Origin of the sequence: Streptomyces sp. WAC04114 (assembly GCF_019733245.1) — a bacterium.
Classification (GTDB): domain Bacteria; phylum Actinomycetota; class Actinomycetes; order Streptomycetales; family Streptomycetaceae; genus Streptomyces; species Streptomyces massasporeus_A.
This window is the reverse complement of record NZ_JAIGQA010000078.1, coordinates 16,525-32,464: the sequence shown is the minus strand read 5'-3', so window position 1 is coordinate 32,464 and position 15,940 is coordinate 16,525. Positions and strand designations below refer to the sequence as shown.

General features: G+C 72.7%; 18 protein-coding genes and 1 tRNA gene. 7 read left to right on the top strand and 12 right to left on the bottom strand.

Features of this window, described 5'->3' with window-relative positions:
- Positions 1 to 82: 82 nt before the first annotated feature.
- The gene (locus tag K4G64_RS20910) at positions 83 to 1,066 is read right to left on the bottom strand and encodes an aldo/keto reductase (protein WP_221757546.1); all 984 of its coding nucleotides are present in this window, start codon (positions 1,064 to 1,066) and stop codon (positions 83 to 85) included.
- A gap of 134 nt (positions 1,067 to 1,200) precedes the next feature.
- A tRNA-Pro gene (locus tag K4G64_RS20905) sits at positions 1,201 to 1,274 on the bottom strand.
- A 98-nt stretch (positions 1,275 to 1,372) separates the two neighbouring features.
- Between K4G64_RS20905 and K4G64_RS20900 the strand changes: the two genes are divergently transcribed.
- Both K4G64_RS20900 and cobF read left to right on the top strand, forming a co-directional pair.
- Entirely contained in the window at positions 1,373 to 1,912 is a 540-nt protein-coding gene (locus K4G64_RS20900; RefSeq protein WP_221757545.1) for a DUF309 domain-containing protein, read from the top strand.
- Positions 1,913 to 2,385: 473 nt separating this feature from the next.
- Positions 2,386 to 3,156, top strand: a complete 771-nt coding sequence (gene cobF, locus K4G64_RS20895; RefSeq protein WP_221757544.1) for a precorrin-6A synthase (deacetylating) — start codon at positions 2,386 to 2,388, stop codon at positions 3,154 to 3,156.
- 74 nt (positions 3,157 to 3,230) lie between these two features.
- Here cobF and K4G64_RS20890 read toward each other — a convergent pair whose 3' ends face one another.
- Complete coding sequence (locus K4G64_RS20890; RefSeq protein ID WP_221757543.1) at positions 3,231 to 3,971, bottom strand: cobalt-precorrin-6A reductase; 741 nt, start codon at positions 3,969 to 3,971, stop codon at positions 3,231 to 3,233.
- Positions 3,972 to 4,135: 164 nt separating this feature from the next.
- Between K4G64_RS20890 and K4G64_RS20885 the strand changes: the two genes are divergently transcribed.
- Positions 4,136 to 4,936, top strand: a complete 801-nt coding sequence (locus K4G64_RS20885; protein WP_221757542.1) for an HAD-IIA family hydrolase — start codon at positions 4,136 to 4,138, stop codon at positions 4,934 to 4,936.
- Here the strand turns inward: K4G64_RS20885 and K4G64_RS20880 are convergent.
- Both K4G64_RS20880 and K4G64_RS20875 read right to left on the bottom strand, forming a co-directional pair.
- Entirely contained in the window at positions 4,922 to 5,695 is a 774-nt protein-coding gene (locus K4G64_RS20880; RefSeq protein ID WP_221757541.1) for a sulfite exporter TauE/SafE family protein, read from the bottom strand. The two genes, K4G64_RS20885 and K4G64_RS20880, sit on opposite strands and share 15 nt — an antisense overlap.
- A gap of 77 nt (positions 5,696 to 5,772) precedes the next feature.
- Positions 5,773 to 6,960, bottom strand: a complete 1,188-nt coding sequence (locus K4G64_RS20875; RefSeq protein ID WP_221757540.1) for a thiolase family protein — start codon at positions 6,958 to 6,960, stop codon at positions 5,773 to 5,775.
- A 185-nt stretch (positions 6,961 to 7,145) separates the two neighbouring features.
- Here K4G64_RS20875 and K4G64_RS20870 point away from each other — a divergent pair, with 185 nt between their 5' ends.
- Genes K4G64_RS20870 through K4G64_RS20855 form a run of 4 tightly spaced genes read left to right on the top strand, consistent with a single transcriptional unit; the run spans position 7,146 to position 8,926 of the window.
- The gene (locus tag K4G64_RS20870) at positions 7,146 to 7,403 is read left to right on the top strand and encodes a WhiB family transcriptional regulator (RefSeq protein ID WP_221757547.1); all 258 of its coding nucleotides are present in this window, start codon (positions 7,146 to 7,148) and stop codon (positions 7,401 to 7,403) included.
- Positions 7,400 to 7,876, top strand: a complete 477-nt coding sequence (locus K4G64_RS20865; RefSeq protein ID WP_221757539.1) for a Dps family protein — start codon at positions 7,400 to 7,402, stop codon at positions 7,874 to 7,876. The genes K4G64_RS20870 and K4G64_RS20865 overlap by 4 nt, the downstream gene beginning before the upstream one ends.
- A 52-nt stretch (positions 7,877 to 7,928) precedes the next feature.
- A complete protein-coding gene (locus tag K4G64_RS20860; protein WP_221757538.1) occupies positions 7,929 to 8,273 on the top strand; it encodes a DUF3140 domain-containing protein in 345 nt (114 codons plus the stop codon).
- Positions 8,274 to 8,278: 5 nt separating this feature from the next.
- Positions 8,279 to 8,926: an endonuclease gene (locus tag K4G64_RS20855; RefSeq protein WP_221757537.1), complete on the top strand. Its 648-nt coding sequence runs from the start codon at positions 8,279 to 8,281 to the stop codon at positions 8,924 to 8,926.
- Positions 8,927 to 8,954: 28 nt separating this feature from the next.
- On the opposite strand, the gene K4G64_RS20850 is transcribed toward K4G64_RS20855, so the two are convergent.
- From K4G64_RS20850 to K4G64_RS41095, 7 genes are read right to left on the bottom strand one after another with little or no spacing between them, the layout of a single operon-like run.
- Positions 8,955 to 9,644, bottom strand: a complete 690-nt coding sequence (locus tag K4G64_RS20850; RefSeq protein WP_221757536.1) for an SDR family oxidoreductase — start codon at positions 9,642 to 9,644, stop codon at positions 8,955 to 8,957.
- Positions 9,641 to 10,522 (bottom strand): cupin domain-containing protein, encoded by an 882-nt coding sequence (locus tag K4G64_RS20845; protein ID WP_221757535.1) that lies wholly within the window; start codon positions 10,520 to 10,522, stop codon positions 9,641 to 9,643. The genes K4G64_RS20850 and K4G64_RS20845 overlap by 4 nt, the downstream gene beginning before the upstream one ends.
- Positions 10,519 to 11,880, bottom strand: a complete 1,362-nt coding sequence (locus K4G64_RS20840) for an amidohydrolase family protein (protein WP_221757534.1) — start codon at positions 11,878 to 11,880, stop codon at positions 10,519 to 10,521. Before K4G64_RS20840 ends, K4G64_RS20845 begins: the two co-directional genes overlap by 4 nt.
- Positions 11,881 to 11,921: 41 nt before the next feature.
- Positions 11,922 to 12,902, bottom strand: coding sequence for an alpha-ketoacid dehydrogenase subunit beta (locus tag K4G64_RS20835; protein WP_221757533.1), 981 nt, complete (start codon positions 12,900 to 12,902; stop codon positions 11,922 to 11,924).
- The gene (locus tag K4G64_RS20830; protein WP_221757532.1) at positions 12,890 to 13,867 is read right to left on the bottom strand and encodes a thiamine pyrophosphate-dependent dehydrogenase E1 component subunit alpha; all 978 of its coding nucleotides are present in this window, start codon (positions 13,865 to 13,867) and stop codon (positions 12,890 to 12,892) included. The genes K4G64_RS20835 and K4G64_RS20830 overlap by 13 nt, the downstream gene beginning before the upstream one ends.
- Positions 13,867 to 15,192, bottom strand: a complete 1,326-nt coding sequence (locus K4G64_RS20825; RefSeq protein ID WP_221757531.1) for a Xaa-Pro peptidase family protein — start codon at positions 15,190 to 15,192, stop codon at positions 13,867 to 13,869. Before K4G64_RS20825 ends, K4G64_RS20830 begins: the two co-directional genes overlap by 1 nt.
- Positions 15,193 to 15,244: 52 nt before the next feature.
- Positions 15,245 to 15,901: a helix-turn-helix domain-containing protein gene (locus K4G64_RS41095; RefSeq protein WP_221757530.1), complete on the bottom strand. Its 657-nt coding sequence runs from the start codon at positions 15,899 to 15,901 to the stop codon at positions 15,245 to 15,247.
- Between the last annotated feature and the right edge of the window lie 39 nt (positions 15,902 to 15,940).

The following is a 15,940-nucleotide window of genomic DNA, read 5'->3' as shown; positions in this document are numbered from 1 at the left end:
GCGGGGTGGGCCGGGTGGGTGGTCATGGCCGCTGCTCCTTCCGGAGGTCGGCGTTGCCGTTGTCCTCCACGGTCCCACGGTCTCAGTGCGCCGCGTCCAGCCGGGCGCGCTGCTCGGAGGTCAGCTCCAGATCCACCGCGGCCAGGTTCTCGTCCAGCTGTGCCACCGAGGAGACCCCGGCCAGCGGCAGGACGGGCAGTTCGCCGCCGATCTGCCAGGCCAGGACCACCTGGTTGACGGTCGCGCCGGTCTCCCGGGCCACGTCGCGCAGCACGGCCAGCCGGGCCGGGGTACCGGGGTGGTCGTAGTCGGCGGGGAGCCGCTCCGGCCGGGTGTAGGCGCCCTTCAGCAGCGGTGAGTAGGCGACCAGGGTCAGGCCGGGCTCGGCCCTGAGGTAGCCGAGCAGGTCGGGGCCGGCGTGGCCGAGGCTGCCGTCCGGGAAGAGAGGGTCGGGGACGTCGCTGCGGGGGCGCAGGTGGGTGTGCGCGTACTGGAGGACCTCGTAGCCGGGCAGTCCGGCCTCGGCGGCCAGGGCCCGGGCCCGTTCCACGCGCCAGACGGCGTGGTTGCTCACGCCGAGCAGTCCGGCGGTGCCGTCGGCGACCAGGGCGGCGAAGGCCTCGACGGTCTCCCGGAGCGGGACGGTGCGGTCCTCGATGTGGGCGTAGAGCAGGTCCAGTTTCGCCAGGCCGAGGCGTTCGCGGCTGCGGTCGGCGGATTCGCGGATCACCTTCGCGGACAAGCCCTCGGCGTTGTCGACGTAGCCGGTTCCGGGGGCCAGGGGGCGGGCGCCGAGCTTGGTGGCGACGACGATCTCGTCGCCGACGCCCCGGCTGCGCCGCCAGCGGCCGAGGAGTTCCTCGCTCTGGCCGCCCTGTCCGCCGTCAGTCCAGAAGGCGTAGTTGTCGGACGTGTCGATGAAGTTCCCGCCGGCTTCGACGTAGCGGTCGAGCAGGGCGAAGGACGTCGCCTCGTCCGTCACCGAGCCGAAGAGCATCGCGCCGAGCGCGAGGACGCTCACCTCGCGGCGGGTCGTGGGATCGGTGCCGATCGTGCGGTACTTCATGTGTCGCTCCCTTCGGTGATCCCCGGTTCCGGGGCACGGAGGGAGTCAACGGCTTGGAGCGCTCTCGAGGTCAAGGGCGGACGCACAACGAAAAAGGGTCCCGCAGGCATCGGCCTGCGGGACCCTTCGCACCGTCGGGACGACAGGATTTGAACCTGCGACCCCTTGACCCCCAGTCAAGTGCGCTACCAAGCTGCGCCACGTCCCGGTGCGCGCCACCCGCGGTGAACCGCGTGATCGCGCGAACAGCACCTTACCCCACACCCCTGGCCGCGCCGAAAACGGGCCGGGCGGGACAATCGGCTTATGGGCAGCACAGGAGAGACCGGCCCGGGCCGGACGGGCGACGCACGGGACCGTGACAGTGAGGGGCGGGCGCGCAACGCCCGGCCCCGGGACGGTCTCGGCCGGCCCCTGCCGTACGACGCGGACGGCGTTCCCCGGCAGCCCGAGGGCGTCGTCCGCAGCCCGGAGGAGACCGTGGCGGAGGCGCAGCGGCTGCTGGACGAGGGCAAGCCGTTCCACGCGCACGAGGTGTTCGAGGACGCGTGGAAGTCGGGCCCCGACGAGGAGCGCGAGCTGTGGCGCGGCCTCGCGCAGCTCGCCGTGGGCCTCACGCACGCCGCCCGCGGCAATCTGACGGGCGGGGCCCGGCTGCTGAGGCGCGGGGCGGGCGCGGCCGAGGCATGGGTGTCCGGGTCCGGGCAGCCCCGGCCGCACGGCATCGACGTGGCGAGCGTGGCCGCATGGGCACGGGAACTGGCCGGGGACGTGGAACGGGACGGCCGCGCGGTGGACGCGGGGGCACGGGCGCCTCGGCTGCGGGGCGGGGGGTCTGGGCGCTGAGCCGAGGGCCGATGACGTGAACTGGGCACTGAGCCAGGGGCGGATGACGGTGGCCCGGGTGCCGAGCCTGGAGCCGGTGACAGGGACACGGGCGCTAAGCCCGGGCGCTAAGTCGGGAGCCCGATGACAGCGACCTTGGCGCTAAGCCAAGAGCCGGTGACAGCGCCCCGGGCGCCAGGCCAGCAGCCAGTGACGGGAACCCACGCGCCGAGCCACGAGCCGGTCACAACGACCCGGGCCCCTAGCCCAGAGCCGGTGACGGGAAACCGGGCGCTGGGCCACGAGCCGGTGACAGGCACCCGGGCGCCAAGCCCGGGGGCCGATGACAGCGACCTTGGCGCTAAGCCAAGAGCCGGTCACAGCGACCCGGGCGCCAAGCGAAGAGCCGGTGACATGGCCCCGGGGACCTGGCCCGGGGCCGGTGATCCGACCGCGGTGAACCCGGCCTCACCCCCGTGCGGCAGACTCGGGGCGTGCGAAAGATTCATGTCATCGGTATCGGCGCGGGCGACCCCGACCAGCTCACCCTCCAGGCGGTCCGGGCACTGCGGAGCACGGACGTGTTCTTCATCCTGGAGAAGGGCGAGGTGAAGGCGGATCTCACCGGGCTCCGCCGGGACATGCTCGACGCGCACGTGCCCGAGGGGACGTACCGCGTCGTCGAGGCGCGTGACCCGGAGCGGGACCGGAGCGCCGGCGGTTCGGCCTACTCCCCCGCCGTCGGGGACTGGCGCAGCGCCCGCGCCGACATCTACGAGCGGCTGATCGCCGAGGAGCTCGGCGAGGAGCAGACCGGCGCGTTCCTGGTATGGGGCGACCCGTCGCTCTACGACAGCACGCTCGGGATCCTGGAGGAGGTGCTGGAGCGCGGCGCCGTCGCGTTCGAGTACGACGTCGTGCCCGGCATCAGCAGCGTCTCGGCGCTGGTCGCCCGGCACCGCACGGGCCTCAACCGCGTCGCGCGGCCCGTGCAGATCACCACCGGCCGGCGCCTGGCGGAGGGCTTCCCGGAGGGCGTGGACGACGTCGTGGTGATGCTCGACGCCCACCAGACCTTCCGGCAGTACGCGCAGGAGGACGTCGACATCTACTGGGGCGCCTACATCGGCACCCCGGACGAGATCCTCGTCTCCGGCCCGATCGCCGAGGCCGGCCCCCGCATCGAGCGCCTGCGTGCCGAGGCCCGCGAGCGCAAGGGCTGGATCATGGACACGTATCTGCTGCGCCGCAACCCCCGCGACTGACGGTACCGGCGGCCACATCACGGGCACTCGTACGGCCGTTCCGTCGGCCGCCGGGCCGGCTCGGCGTGAGCGCCCTACCCGAGCCCCAGCCGTTGCAGCACGCCCTCCACATCCGGCACCGCCGCCACACCCTCCGGCAGCGGCGGCCGCCGTACCACCACGACCGGCACTCCGAGCTCCCGGGCCGCGGTCAGCTTGGCAGCCGTCGCCGCTCCCCCGCTGTCCTTGGTCACCAGGACGTCGACGCGGTGCTCGCGCAGCAGGGCCGTCTCGCCGGGGACGGTGAACGGGCCGCGGGCGAGCAGCACATGGGTGTCGGGCGGCATCGGCGGCTCGGGGGGATCCACCGACCGCACGACGAAGTGCAGGCGCGACAGGTGGGCGAAGGAGGCCAGGCCGAGGCGCCCGGTGGTGAGCAGCACCCGGTGGCCCAGGCGCGGGAGCAGGTCCGCGGCCGCGTCCAGTGAGGGGACGGAATGCCACTGGTCCCCGGGGCCGGGCCGCCAGCCGGGGCGGCGGAGCACCACCGCGGGCACGCCTGTCCCGGCCGCGGCGCGGGCCGCGTTGGCCGTGATCGACTCGGCGAAGGGGTGCGTGGCGTCGACGAGCGCGTCCACGCCCCCCTCCCGCAGCCAATCGGCCAGCCCCGACGCCCCGCCGAAGCCTCCGACGCGCACCTCCCCGTCGAGCGCCCCCGGCTTGGCCACGCGCCCCGCCAGGGATGTCGTGACGCGCACGCCGGGACGTGCGCACAGCGCGGCGGCCAGGGCTCGGGCCTCGGCCGTGCCGCCGAGGATCAGGACGTGGAGGGACACGACGTCGAGCCTACGAGGTCGGGTGCGGCGGACAGGGGGATGGGGGTGCCGAGTGGCGAACCGGAGGCCCGGGGGACCGCGAATCCGGCGAACCGGCCAACCGGCCAACCGCAGCGCGACCGTGCCGACCGGCGAAGGCCGCTCCCCGTGGTTATCGTCCTGCCATGGAGTCCGTGCGTGCCGTGCTCATCGACATCGACGGGGTGCTCACCGTCTCGTGGCGGCCGCTGCCCGGGGCCGTCGAGGCGTTGCGGGAGGTCCGGGAAGCCGGATTCGGCGTTCTGCTGGTCACCAACACGACCTCCCGTACCCGGGCTTCGATCGCGGGCACGTTGGCGGAGGCGGGGTTCCCGGTGTCCGCCGAGGACATTCTGACCGCGCCCGCCGCCACCGCCGCGTACCTCGCCGAGCACTGCCCCGGCGCCCGCTGCGCGCTGCTGAACAGCGGCGACATCGCCGAGGACCTCGAAGGGGTCACCGTCGTGGAGGCGGGTGACACCGAGGCCGTGCCGGATGTCGTCCTGGTCGGCGGGGCCGGCCCCGAGTTCGGCTACGCGGCGCTCGACCGGGCCTTCGGCCATCTGCAGCGCGGGGCCCGGCTGGTGGCGATGCACCGCAACCTGTACTGGCGTACGGCCGAGGGGCTGCGGCTGGACTCGGGGGCGTTCCTGGCCGGGCTGGAGCGGGCCGCACGGGTGGAGGCCGAGATCACCGGCAAGCCGGCGCGGGCGTTCTTCGCGTCGGCGCTCGCCCGGCTGGGCGTCGGTGCGCGGGAGGCGGTGATGGTCGGGGACGACGTCGAGTCCGACGTGCTGGCGGCGCAGCGGGCCGGGGTCACCGGCGTACTCGTGCGGACCGGGAAGTTCCAGCCGGAGACGCTGCGGGCCGCCGACGGCACGCCGGACCACGTGATCGACTCCTTCGCGGATCTTCCGGCGCTGCTGCGGGGGTCAGCGCAGCAGTAGTTGCAGGCCGCCCACCACGGTCGCCGCGATGACGAGCTGCTCGAACAGCCGCTGGTTGATCCGGTGCACGGCCCACTTGCCGAACAGCGCGCCGGGCACGACGAACGCCACGAGCGCGAGGTCGAGGAGCAGCGAGCGGCCGTCGATCAGGCCGAGCCCGGCGCTGAAAGGCAGCTTGGAGACGTTGACGATCAGGAAGAAGAAGGCCGAGGTGCCGAGGAAGCCGAGCTTGCGGAAGCCGGCGGAGAGCAGGTACATCGACATCACGGGGCCGCCGGCGTTGGCGACCATGGTGGTGAAGCCTCCGAGGACGCCGTAGGAGCGGGCCTTGAGGCGGCCCGCGCGGGTGGTGACCGACTCCGGCTCCACCTCCTTGTCGGCCGTACGGCGGCGCCACACCGTCACGGCCGCCATCAGCAGCAGGATCGCGCCGATCGAGGTCCGTACGATCGCGTCGTCCGCCCAGAGCAGGAACACCGTGCCGACGACGACGCCCGCGGCGACCGCCGGGAACAGCCGCCACAGCGTGGGCCAGTGGGCGTGCCGCCGGTAGGTGGCGACGGCCAGGAGGTCTCCGGCGATCAGGACGGGCAGCAGCACGCCGGTGGAGGCGCGGGCGGGCAGCACCGCGGCGAAGATGGCGAGGCTGACCGTGTTGGCCCCGCTCACGGCGGTCTTGGAGAAGCCGACGAGCAGGGCCGCGAGGGCGAGGGCGGCGAACTCCCAGCCGGTGATGTGCCAGAGCGTCATGGTGTTCATGCGAACACTGATGCTATGTGCAACGAACAGGGGCCCGTAAGCGCTGTCTCGCCTGATGGGCCGGGGGCCGGGCTCCGCTAGGGCCGCTCGACGAGGACGGCGCTTCCCTGGCCCACCCCGACGCACATCGTGGCGAGACCCCGGCCCGCCCCCGTACGCCGCATCCGGTGGAGCAGCGTCGTGAGGATGCGGGCGCCCGAGCAGCCCAGGGGGTGGCCCAGCGCGATGGCGCCACCGCTGGGGTTGACCAGGTCGGGGTCGATGCCGAGCTGGTCCACGCAGGCCAGCGCCTGGGCGGCGAAAGCCTCGTTGAACTCGGCCTCCTGAAGGTCGCCGATGCTCCAGCCGGCGCGGGTCAGCACCTTGCGGGTGGCGGGGACGGGGCCGATGCCCATCACGTCGGGGTGGACACCGGCCGAGGCGCCGGCGACGTAGCGGCCCAGGGACTGAAGGCCCAGGTCGTTCAGGGCGTCCTCGCTGACGAGGACGAGGCCGGCGGCGCCGTCGTTCATCGGCGAGGCGTTGCCCGCGGTGACCGTGCCGCCGTCGCGGAAGACCGGCTTGAGCCGGGACAGCTTGTCGTACGAGGTGTCCTCGCGGACGCATTCGTCGGTGTCGACGACCACGCCGTCGGGGCGCTCCACGGGGAGGAGTTCGTCGTCGAAGTGACCGTTCTTGCGGGCCAGGGCGGCGAGCTGGTGGCTGCGCAGGGCGAACTCGTCCTGGCGTTCGCGCGGGATGCCGTAGCGCTCGGCGACCTCCTCGGCGGTCTCGCCCATGGCCAGCAGTCCGTGCAGCTCGCGCATCGCCGGGTTGACCAGGCGCCAGCCCAGGCGGGTGTCGGCGGTCTCCATGCGGTGCGGCAGGGCCTCGTCGGGGCGGGGCAGCACGAAGGGGGCGCGGCTCATCGACTCGGAGCCGCCGGCGATCACGATGTCGGCCTCGCCGGAGGCGATGGTGCGGGCGGCGGTGGTCACGGCCTCCAGGCCCGAGGCGCAGAGGCGGTTGACGGTGGCGCCGGGCACGGAGTCGGGGAGGCCGGCGAGCAGCGCCGCCATGCGGGCGACATTGCGGTTGTCCTCGCCGGCCTGGTTGGCGGCTCCCCAGTAGACGTCGTCGATCCGGGCGGGGTCCAGCGCGGGCGATCCGGTCACCAGGGCGCGGACGACGGTCGCCGCGAGGTCGTCGGGCCGTACCGAGGAGAGGGCTCCCCGTAGCTTGCCGATGGGGGTGCGGCGGGCGGCCGCGAAGTGGACGGGACGCACGAGAGGCTCCTCACGCCGCGCATCAACGCGCAATTAATTAGCACTGCTAGTTTCGGACTATAGACCCTCACCCCGCCGTCTGTGAAGATTCTGCGCCTCCCTGGGTTTCCCGAGGATCATTTCGCAGGCCGGACGATCCCCAGGTGTCGCGTTTGCACCAGAGCGCCCGGGGCACCCGCGCGTCCATGGAGTGGTTGCGGAGCGCCGCCTGCGTGGACGAGGACCCCGAGTTGTTCTTTCCCGTCGGCACCGTCGGCCCCGCCCTGCGTGACGTGAGCGCCGCGAAGCGGGTCTGCGCGCGCTGCCCGGTGACCGACCAGTGCCTGGATTTCGCCCTGGCCAGCGGTCAGGCCTCGGGCGTGTGGGGCGGCACCGGCGAGGAGGAGCGCGACCGACTGCTCCGCACGACCAGGAACGACGTGAGAAGGAGAAGCGCCCTATGACGACTGTGAGGAGCACACTGCCCGACGACGCCCGGAAGGTCGCCTGCGAGGCACTCCAGGACACCTTGGTGGATCTGCTCGGGCTCTCGCTGGTCGGGAAGCAGGCGCACTGGAACGTCGTCGGACCGCGGTTCCGGTCCATTCACCTCCAGCTCGACGAGGTGGTCACGGCGGCCCGCGACTTCGCCGACACGGTCGCGGAGCGGTCCGCGGCGCTCGGCGTCCCGCCGGACGGCCGTCCGGAGACCATCGCCAAGGCCTTCACGCTGCCCGCCCCGAAGGAGGGCTGGGTGCGCGACTCGGACGCCGTGCAGGTGATGGTGGAGGCGCTGCAGGAGGCGGCGGGCCGGCTGCGCGAGCGCATCGACGCGACCGAGAAGGCCGACCCGGTCACCCAGGACCTGCTGATCACCATCACCGCGGAGCTGGAGAAGCAGCGGTGGATGTTCGACGCCGAGAACTTCCCCCGCTGACCCGCGAGGCCACGGCGAAGAGCATGCGACGGACCTACGGAAGGGGCAGGCGATGACCGACGCCCTCGAACTCGACGCGCTGTGGGAGGACTTCCACCGCGTGGTGAACATGACCTCGCAGGAACTCGCGGCCTGGCTGCGGGTCCGCGACGCCGACGAGAACGCCGAGCCACTGCCGGAGCAGGCGGGCCCCGCCACCGGACGGCACGTCCTGGCGATCCTCCAGAAGCGGCGCACCGACCTGACCGAGGACGACCTGCGCGTGATGCGGAAGGTCGTGGAGACGGTCACCGACCAAGTGGACCTGGAGAACGAGCCCGAGCCCGAGGTGACGGCGGAGGACACCCGTCGCAGGCACCGGCTGATGACGGTCGGGCACGACACGCTGAGGGGATAGGCCGCGTGGGCCGCGAGGAGCGCGTCGTACGGCACCTCGTCGGCGCGCACGGCCGGACGTACGCCGAGGAGGCGGGCATCGCGCTGAAGGACACCCCGCAGCCGCTGTACCGGCTGCTGGTCCTGTCCCACCTGCTCAGTGCCCGCATCCGCGGCTCGATCGCGCTGGCCACCGCCCGTGCCCTGCACGAGGCGGGGCTGCGCGATCCGCGGCGCATGGCGCGGGCCTCGTGGCAGGAACGGGTCGACGCGCTGGGCCGCGGCGGCTACCGGCGCTACGACGAACGGACGGCGACCCAGCTCGGGGAAGCCGCCGGGCTGCTGAACGACCGATGGGGCGGCGACCTGCGGCGGCTGCGCCGGGAGGCGGACGGCGAGGTCCCCGAACTGCGCCGTCTGCTCCAGGAGTTCCCCGGCATGGGCCCGGCGGGTGCCGGCATCTTCCTGCGCGAGGCGCAGGGCGTCTGGCCGGAGGCGGCCCCCTCCTTGGACGCCAAGGCCCTCCAGGGCGCCGAGCGGCTGGGTCTGCCGCGGGATCCCGAGCGCCTCACCGAACTGGCCGGGGACACCGACCCGGCCGTGCTCGCCGCCGCGCTGGTGCGGGCGGCGATGGACAAGGACGTCGTGCGGGACACGCTCGCCCGCGCGGGATGAGCGGCTCCGTCACCGGATCCATCAGGCCTCACCCGAGCAGCCAGCCCCCGTCCACGGTCAGTTCGACCGCGTTCACCGACCGGTTCCGCAGCAGGAAGTCCACCGCGTCCACCACGTCGGCCATCGCGGCGAGCCGCCCCGTGGGGGTCTCGGTGCGCAGCGTGGCGAGGACCTTCTCCGGCTTGGCCTGCCAGTACGGGCTGTCACCCACGACACCGGGATGCACGGCGTTGACCCGCACGGGAGCGAGCTCCACGGCGAGGGAGTTCATCAGGCCGCGCACTCCGGCGTTGACCGTCGCCACCGTCGTCGCGCCCGGGTAGGGGCGTTCCTTGGCCTGGCCGCCGAAGAGCACGATGGCGCTGTCGTCGTGCAACCGGGTGCGCAGCGTGTGCACGACCTCCGTGTAGCCGACGAGTTTGAGGGTGACCAGCCGCAGGGCGGCGTCGATGTCGTACTCGGTGACCTTGTTGTCGTCGCGCGAGACGCCCGCGATCACGAGGTGGTCGACGCGGCCCATGCCGTTCAGGGCCGCCGCGATCTCCAGCGGCCGTTCCAGGTCGAGGGCGAGTCCGCGCGCGCCCATCTCCTTCGCGACCACGTCGGCGCGCTGGGCGTCGCGGCTGGTGAGCACCACGTCGTCCCCGCGCTCGGCACTTGTGCGGGCGAACTCCAGCCCGATCCCGGACGTTCCGCCTACGACGAGCACACTGCTCATGACTTCTCCTCCAGTGCCGCGCGCAGGTAGTCCCAGTCCCGCGTGAAGCGGTACGAGTGCCGCGACGGCGGTTGCGGCGCCTGCGTCTCCAGCCAGCGCAGGGGCCCCTGCCCCGCGTTGACGAAGCCGTGCACGCATCCGGCGCCGGCCCAGGCCAGATCGCCCGGCTGCAGCCGGTACCGCTCGCCGTCGAGGGTGGCCTCCGCGACGCCCTCCAGGATCAGATACGTCTCCTCGAAGGGGTGGTCGTGGGTGCCGATGATCCCGTCGGACGCGTACTGCACCATGAACATCGTCGAGGCGACCGCGCCCAGGTCGCCGTCGATCATCATCTTCACCGTGATCCCGCTGTAGACCAGCAGCGCGGTCCGCATGCTCGCCGTTGCGGCCAGCAGGTCCTGGGACTGCTTGCCCGGGTCCATCTGGGCGGGCTCGAAGTGGCCGAAGGCGCGGGTGCGCGGGTCGCGGACGTCGACCCGGGCCGGCTCGCGCGCGGGCAGATCCGGCACGGCCTGGGTGTCGTGTCCGTAGCGGGCCCGCGGCACGGGGGCCAGCATGTCCGCCCAGCGTCCGCCGGTGCTCCCGGCCCCGCGCCAGGCGTGCGGGACACCGGTCGGCAGCAGGCCGTGGTCGCCCTCCTCCAGCAGGTGCGAGCCGTCCGGCCGGTCGAGGATCACGGCCCCGTCGAGGACGAAGAAGGACTCCTCGTACGAGTGCACATGGGCGGGCACGCGGCCGTCGGGCCGCAGTTCGCACAGACCGAAGCCGGTGTGGACGCTGCCGTCTTTCTCGCCGACCAGCGTCCTGCGCCGGTGGCCGTGGCCGTCGTACGGCGGCTCGGGCAGGTCGGCGGCGTGGCGCACCAGGTGATTCGTCATGCCGGTGTCTTCGCCCCCTTGGCCTCCTTCGCCGCGAGGAGCCGGTCGCGGGCCTCGCCGACGAGCCGCAGGGCACGTGCCGTGTCGCCGAGGAGCCGGCCGTCGCGTTTGTGGATCACGCCGTCGACGACGACGGTGTCCACGTTGGAGACGTCGGCGCACAGGGTCACCGCGGCCACCGCGTCGTGCACCGGGGCGACGTTCGGAGCGGTGGCGTCGATCGCGACGATGTCGGCGCGCTTGCCGGGGGTCAGGGAGCCGGTGCGGGCCTCGAGCCCGGCGACGTGGGCGCCGTTCACGGTGGCGATCTCCAGCATCTGACGTGCCGTCAGCATGGTGCTGGGAACCGGCATGTTGGCCTGCCAGCAGTCGGCGTTGACACGGGCGCGCTCGGCGCCGAAGGCCGCCCGGATCTGGGTGAACATGTCGCCGGGGACGGTGGTGACGACGTCGATGCTGAGCGCGGGCCGCAGTCCGTGCTCGATGGCCTGCATCACGGGCGGCCAGCCGTGCCCCATCTGGAGCTCCACCTGCGGCGCGACGGACACCGTGCCACCGCTGTCGGCGACCATCCGCCACTCCTCCCCGCTGAGATAGCAGCTGTGGACGTAGGTGGTGTCCGGGCCGAGCAGCCCCAGGTCGTGGAGGTGCTTCACCATGCCGAAGCGGCCGGCCAGCCGTCCCATCGCCACGTGCACGGTGATCGGGAGGCCCAGCTCGCGCGCCATGGCCCACTCGGCCGCGACGACCTCGTCGACGCAGAAGCCGGGGCCGCGGGTGGCCAGGCCCATGGTCAGCAGGCCGTCGTCGGACGCGAAGTGCGTGGAGCGGATCCGCCGTACGTCGTCCGCCGGGATCGCGATCGTGCTCTCGAACCAGTACTCGGCGAGGGAGGTGTTGGCGCTGCCGTACGCGTACTGCGCCCGGATCCCGGACTCCGCCAGGCCCTGGATCGCCGCGTCCGGGTGTTCGGGGGTGTTGTTGATGTGCGACCAGTCGACGAGCGTGGTGATGCCGGCGTTGAGGCACTCCAGCGCGCCCGCGAGGTTGCCCGCGTACACGTCCTCCGGGGTGTACAGGGGTGCGAAGGTGTCGAGGATGTCGACGAAGTAGTCGTCGAGGGTGGCGTCGGGGGCGACGCCACGGATCGGCGCCTCCCAGGTGTGGCGGTGGGTGTCGACGAAGCCGGGGATCACGATGTGGCCGGTCATGTCGAGGACTTCGGCGTCGGCGCTGATCTCGGGCTCGACGGCCATGATCCTGCCGTCCTCGACGAGGACGTCCCCCTGGGGCAGGTCCCCGATGTCCGGGTCCATCGAGATCACGTGACCGGAGCGCAGCAGTGTCCTTGTGGTCATCGCGCTTCCTCCCATGGGGTGTTCGGTGGCGGATGTGCGGCTCAGTACGCGGCGAGCCTGCGGACCTCCGTGACGACCTTGTCGACGGTCGGGATCACCTGCTGCTCCAGCGCGTCGGCGAACGGCAGCGGGACGCACTCCCCCGCCACCCGCCGCACGGGCGCGTCCAGCAGGCCGAACCCCTCGTCGGCGACGATCGAGACGACGGTGGCGCCCCAGCCGCCCTGGTACGGGTTCTCCTCGACGGTGACGAGCCGGGAGGTCTTGCGCAGCGAGGCCAGCACGGTCGCGGCGTCCAGCGGGACCAGGCAGCGCAGGTCGACGACTTCGGCCTCGATTCCCTCCCCGGCCAGGATCTCGGCGGCCCTCAGCGCCAGGGGGACCATCGAGGCGAGCGCGACGAGCGTGATGTCACCGCCCTCGCGGACGACGGCGGCCCGGCCCAGCTCGACGACGTGACCGGGCGGGGGCGGCGGGCCCTTGGTCGCGAACAGCCCCTTGTGTTCGAAGAAGACCACCGGGTCGTCGATGCGGATGGCCGCGGCCAGCATGCCGATGACATCGGCGGGCGTGGCCGGCGCCGCGATCTTCAGCCCGGGGACGGTCAGGGCCCAGTTCTCGGTGGCCTGGGAGTGCTGGGCGCCGAAGCCGAGTCCGCCGCCGTTGGCGGTGCGCACGACCAGGGGCACGGTCACCTGGCCGCCGGTCATGTAGCGCACCTTGGGGATCTCGTTGGCGAGGTAGTCCCAGCAGCAGGCCAGGAAGTCGGAGAACATGATCTCCGCGACGGGCCGCATCCCGGTCATGGCGGCGCCCATCGCCGCGCCCACGATGGCCTGTTCGGAGATGGGCGTGTCCCACACCCGCTCGGGTCCGAACTCCTTCAGCAGGCCGGTGGTCGTCTTGAACACCCCGCCGGCCGCGGCGATGTCCTCCCCGAGGCACACCACCGACGCGTCCCGCCGCATCTCGCGGGCGATGCCCTCGGCGACCGCGTCCCGGTAGGTGATCACGTCCGCCATGCGGCACCTCCGTCGGCCCACACGTCGGTCAGTGCCTCGCGCGGATCGGGCGGCGGCGCGGCCTTCGCCGCCTCAACGGCCCGTTCGACGACGGCCCGGGCCCGCTCGTCGGCCTCGGCGACCGTCTCCTCACCGACCCCGAGTTCGGCGAGGTGCCCCCGTGCGACGTCCAGCGGGTCGTGCTTCAGCCAGCGTTCGACCTCCTCGGCCGGGCGGTAGGCCGCCGGGTCGGTACGGCTGTGCCCGAAGTGGCGGTAGGTCTCGGCCTCCAGCACGGCGGGCCCGTCTCCGGCCCGGGCCCGTCGCGCGAGCCGCCCCACGGCCTCCTCGACCGCCACGACGTCGTTGCCGTCGACGACCTCGCCCGGGATGCCGTGGGCGGGGGCCCGGTCTGCGGCGGGGCGGGGCACGGCCGTGACGTCGGCGATCGGCGTGTACTCCATGTACAGGTTGTTCTCGCACACGAACAGCACCGGCAGCCTCCACACGGCCGCCAGGTTGAGGGACTCGTGGAAGGCGCCGATGTTGGTCGCGCCGTCGCCGAAGAAGGCGACCGCGAGCTGCTCGGTGCCGCGCAGCCGGGCCGACCAGGCCGCACCCACCGCCATCGGGAGGTGCGAGCCGACGATGGCGTACGAACCGAGCATGCCGGTGGCCGCCTTGGTCAGGTGCATGGAGCCGCCCCTCGCCCCGCACAGCCCGGTGGCCCGGCTCATCAGCTCGGCGAGGCACTCCTCGGGTGTGGCGCCCCGGGCGAGGGCATGGTGGTGGCCCCTGTAGGTGGCGAACACATAGTCGTCCGGACGCAGGGCGGCGCTCGCCCCCACGGCGACGGCCTCCTGCCCGGCAGCGAGGTGGGTGGTGCCCTTCACCAGGCCTTGGAGGAACAGGTCGTGGGCGGCCTTCTCCGTCCGGCGGATGACGTTCATCCGCTCGTACCGGTCGAGGAGCGCGCCGGCGTCCATCAGCGGTCCCCGGTGTTGAGGTGGGACTGCGCCTCACGGCGGGTGTTCAGTTCGCCTCCCACCGTCCAGTACTTGCGCCCGGCCACCAGCAGTTCCTCGGCGGGGAACTTGGTGATGACCTCACAGCCGTCGGCGGTGACGACGAGTTCCTCCTCGATCCGGGCCGCGGACCAGCCGTCGGCGGCCGGCCAGTACGTCTCCAGGGCGAACACCATGCCTTCTTCGAGGACTTCGGGGTGGTCGAGGGAGACCAGCCGGCTGAAGATCGGCTTCTCCCAGATCGACAGGCCGACGCCGTGGCCGTACTGGAGGGCGAAGGCGGCGGTCTCGTCGGCGAAGCCGAACTCCTCGGCGCGCGGCCAGACCCGCACGATGTCGGCGGTGGTGGCGCCCGGCCGGACCAGCGCGATCGCCTCGTCCATGTACTCCCGGCAGCGCACGTAGGCGTCCCGCTGCACCCGCGAGGCACTGCCCACCGCGAACGTGCGGTAGTAGCAGGTGCGGTAGCCGAGATGGCTGTGCAGGATGTCGAAGAAGGCCGGGTCACCCGGGCGGATCAACCGGTCGCTGTAGACGTGCGGATGCGGCGAACAGCGCTCGCCCGAGATGGCGTTGACGCCCTCGACGTACTCGCTGCCGAGGTCGTACAGCACCTTGCTGACGACGCCGACGCACTCGTTCTCGCGTACTCCCGGGCGCAGGTACCCGTACAGCTCCTCGTAGGCCGCGTCGACCATCGCGCACGCCTGGGTGAGCAGGGCGATCTCGTCGCCGGTCTTGATGCGGCGGGCCTCCAGGAAGACCTGCTGCCCGTCGACGACGTCGATGCCCTCGGCGCGCAGCGCGGCGAGCACCGGCATCTCGGCGACGTCGACGCCGAGGGGTTCGCCCGCGAGCCCGTGGTCGCGCAGCTCGGAGGCGATCTTGGCGGCCACGTCCTCGGCGATCCCGGCGTCCGGGTGGAAGGCGCCGCGCAGGGTGGAAATGCCGGCCCGGGCGCCGGTGGGCGGGCCGCCCTTGCCGTCGCTGTAGTCGAGCCACGGGTTGTACAGCTGGTGGTGGCGGGCGGCGGAGCCGAAGTCCCAGACGACCGGTTCGCCGTCGCGCACCAGCAGGGCGAAGCGGATCAGCTTGTCCATCGCCCAGGTGCCGATGTGGGTGGCCGTCATATAGCGGATGTTGGCGAAGTCGAAGCTGAGCACCGCGCCGAGCTCGGAGCGGTTCAGGGACTCGTGCAGCCGGGCCAGCCGCTGCCCGCGCAGCCGGTCCAGGTCGATGCGCTCTTCCCAGTCGACGGCGTTGGGTCCATATGTGCGGATCGCCATGGCGACCACCCCCACTTCGGAGTGAACGCCCGTGTGCAATGGGTGTCAAGTGTCACTGAACATCGCCGGACACGAACCAGACGCCCACAGCCGGTACCTCTCCATCGTTGCGGTAACGGTGGGGGGTCGTCGACTCGAAGCAGACGGAGTCGCCCGCCCGCAGCGTGTACTCCTCGAAACCGAGGGTGAGGACCAGCTCGCCGGAGGTCAGATAGCCGTACTCGGTGCCGGCGTGCCGCATCAGCCCGCCGGAGCCGGCGGACGAGCCGCCGGGCCGGTACGTCACCAGCAGGAAGTCGGCCTCGGCGCCCGGCACCCGCCCGAGGCGCTCCCACACCACCCCCGAGTCCAGCTCCAGCGTCTCGCGCCCGGCGGATCCGACCAGGGGCCCGATCCGCCGCCGGTGATCGGCGGCGAAGACGGCGAGGGCGTGCGGCACGGCAGTCTCCAGGACGGCCTTCGAGGCGGTCTCCGGGACCGTCTCCCGGACGGTCTCCCGGGCGTCGAAAAGGGACTCCACGGAGATCCCCAGCGCCGTGGTGATCGCGTACAGCGTGCTGACGGACGGCTGGCTCTTGCCGGTCTCGATCTGCGACACCAGACTCGCCGACACCCCGACCTCCCGGGCGAGTGCGCGCAGGCTCGTGCCGCGCTCCAGGCGCGCCTGCCGGATGCGCGTGCCGACGGGCGGCACGACGGCGGATGACACGGGCGGCTCCTCTGCTCGGGCGGCGTGACCGCTTGTGCA

Bases quoted from the DNA above. Each gene is read 5' to 3' on its own strand.
- K4G64_RS20910 (WP_221757546.1), bottom strand. From the start codon at position 1,066: ATGAAGTACCGCACGATCGGCACCGATCCCACGACCCGCCGCGAGGTG.
- K4G64_RS20900 (WP_221757545.1), top strand. From the start codon at position 1,373: ATGGGCAGCACAGGAGAGACCGGCCCGGGCCGGACGGGCGACGCACGG.
- K4G64_RS20885 (WP_221757542.1), top strand. From the start codon at position 4,136: ATGGAGTCCGTGCGTGCCGTGCTCATCGACATCGACGGGGTGCTCACC.
- K4G64_RS20880 (WP_221757541.1), bottom strand. From the start codon at position 5,695: ATGAACACCATGACGCTCTGGCACATCACCGGCTGGGAGTTCGCCGCC.
- K4G64_RS20870 (WP_221757547.1), top strand. From the start codon at position 7,146: ATGGAGTGGTTGCGGAGCGCCGCCTGCGTGGACGAGGACCCCGAGTTG.
- K4G64_RS20865 (WP_221757539.1), top strand. From the start codon at position 7,400: ATGACGACTGTGAGGAGCACACTGCCCGACGACGCCCGGAAGGTCGCC.
- K4G64_RS20860 (WP_221757538.1), top strand. From the start codon at position 7,929: ATGACCGACGCCCTCGAACTCGACGCGCTGTGGGAGGACTTCCACCGC.
- K4G64_RS20850 (WP_221757536.1), bottom strand. From the start codon at position 9,644: ATGAGCAGTGTGCTCGTCGTAGGCGGAACGTCCGGGATCGGGCTGGAG.
- K4G64_RS20845 (WP_221757535.1), bottom strand. From the start codon at position 10,522: ATGACGAATCACCTGGTGCGCCACGCCGCCGACCTGCCCGAGCCGCCG.
- K4G64_RS20840 (WP_221757534.1), bottom strand. From the start codon at position 11,880: ATGACCACAAGGACACTGCTGCGCTCCGGTCACGTGATCTCGATGGAC.
- K4G64_RS20835 (WP_221757533.1), bottom strand. From the start codon at position 12,902: ATGGCGGACGTGATCACCTACCGGGACGCGGTCGCCGAGGGCATCGCC.
- K4G64_RS20830 (WP_221757532.1), bottom strand. From the start codon at position 13,867: ATGGACGCCGGCGCGCTCCTCGACCGGTACGAGCGGATGAACGTCATC.
- K4G64_RS20825 (WP_221757531.1), bottom strand. From the start codon at position 15,192: ATGGCGATCCGCACATATGGACCCAACGCCGTCGACTGGGAAGAGCGC.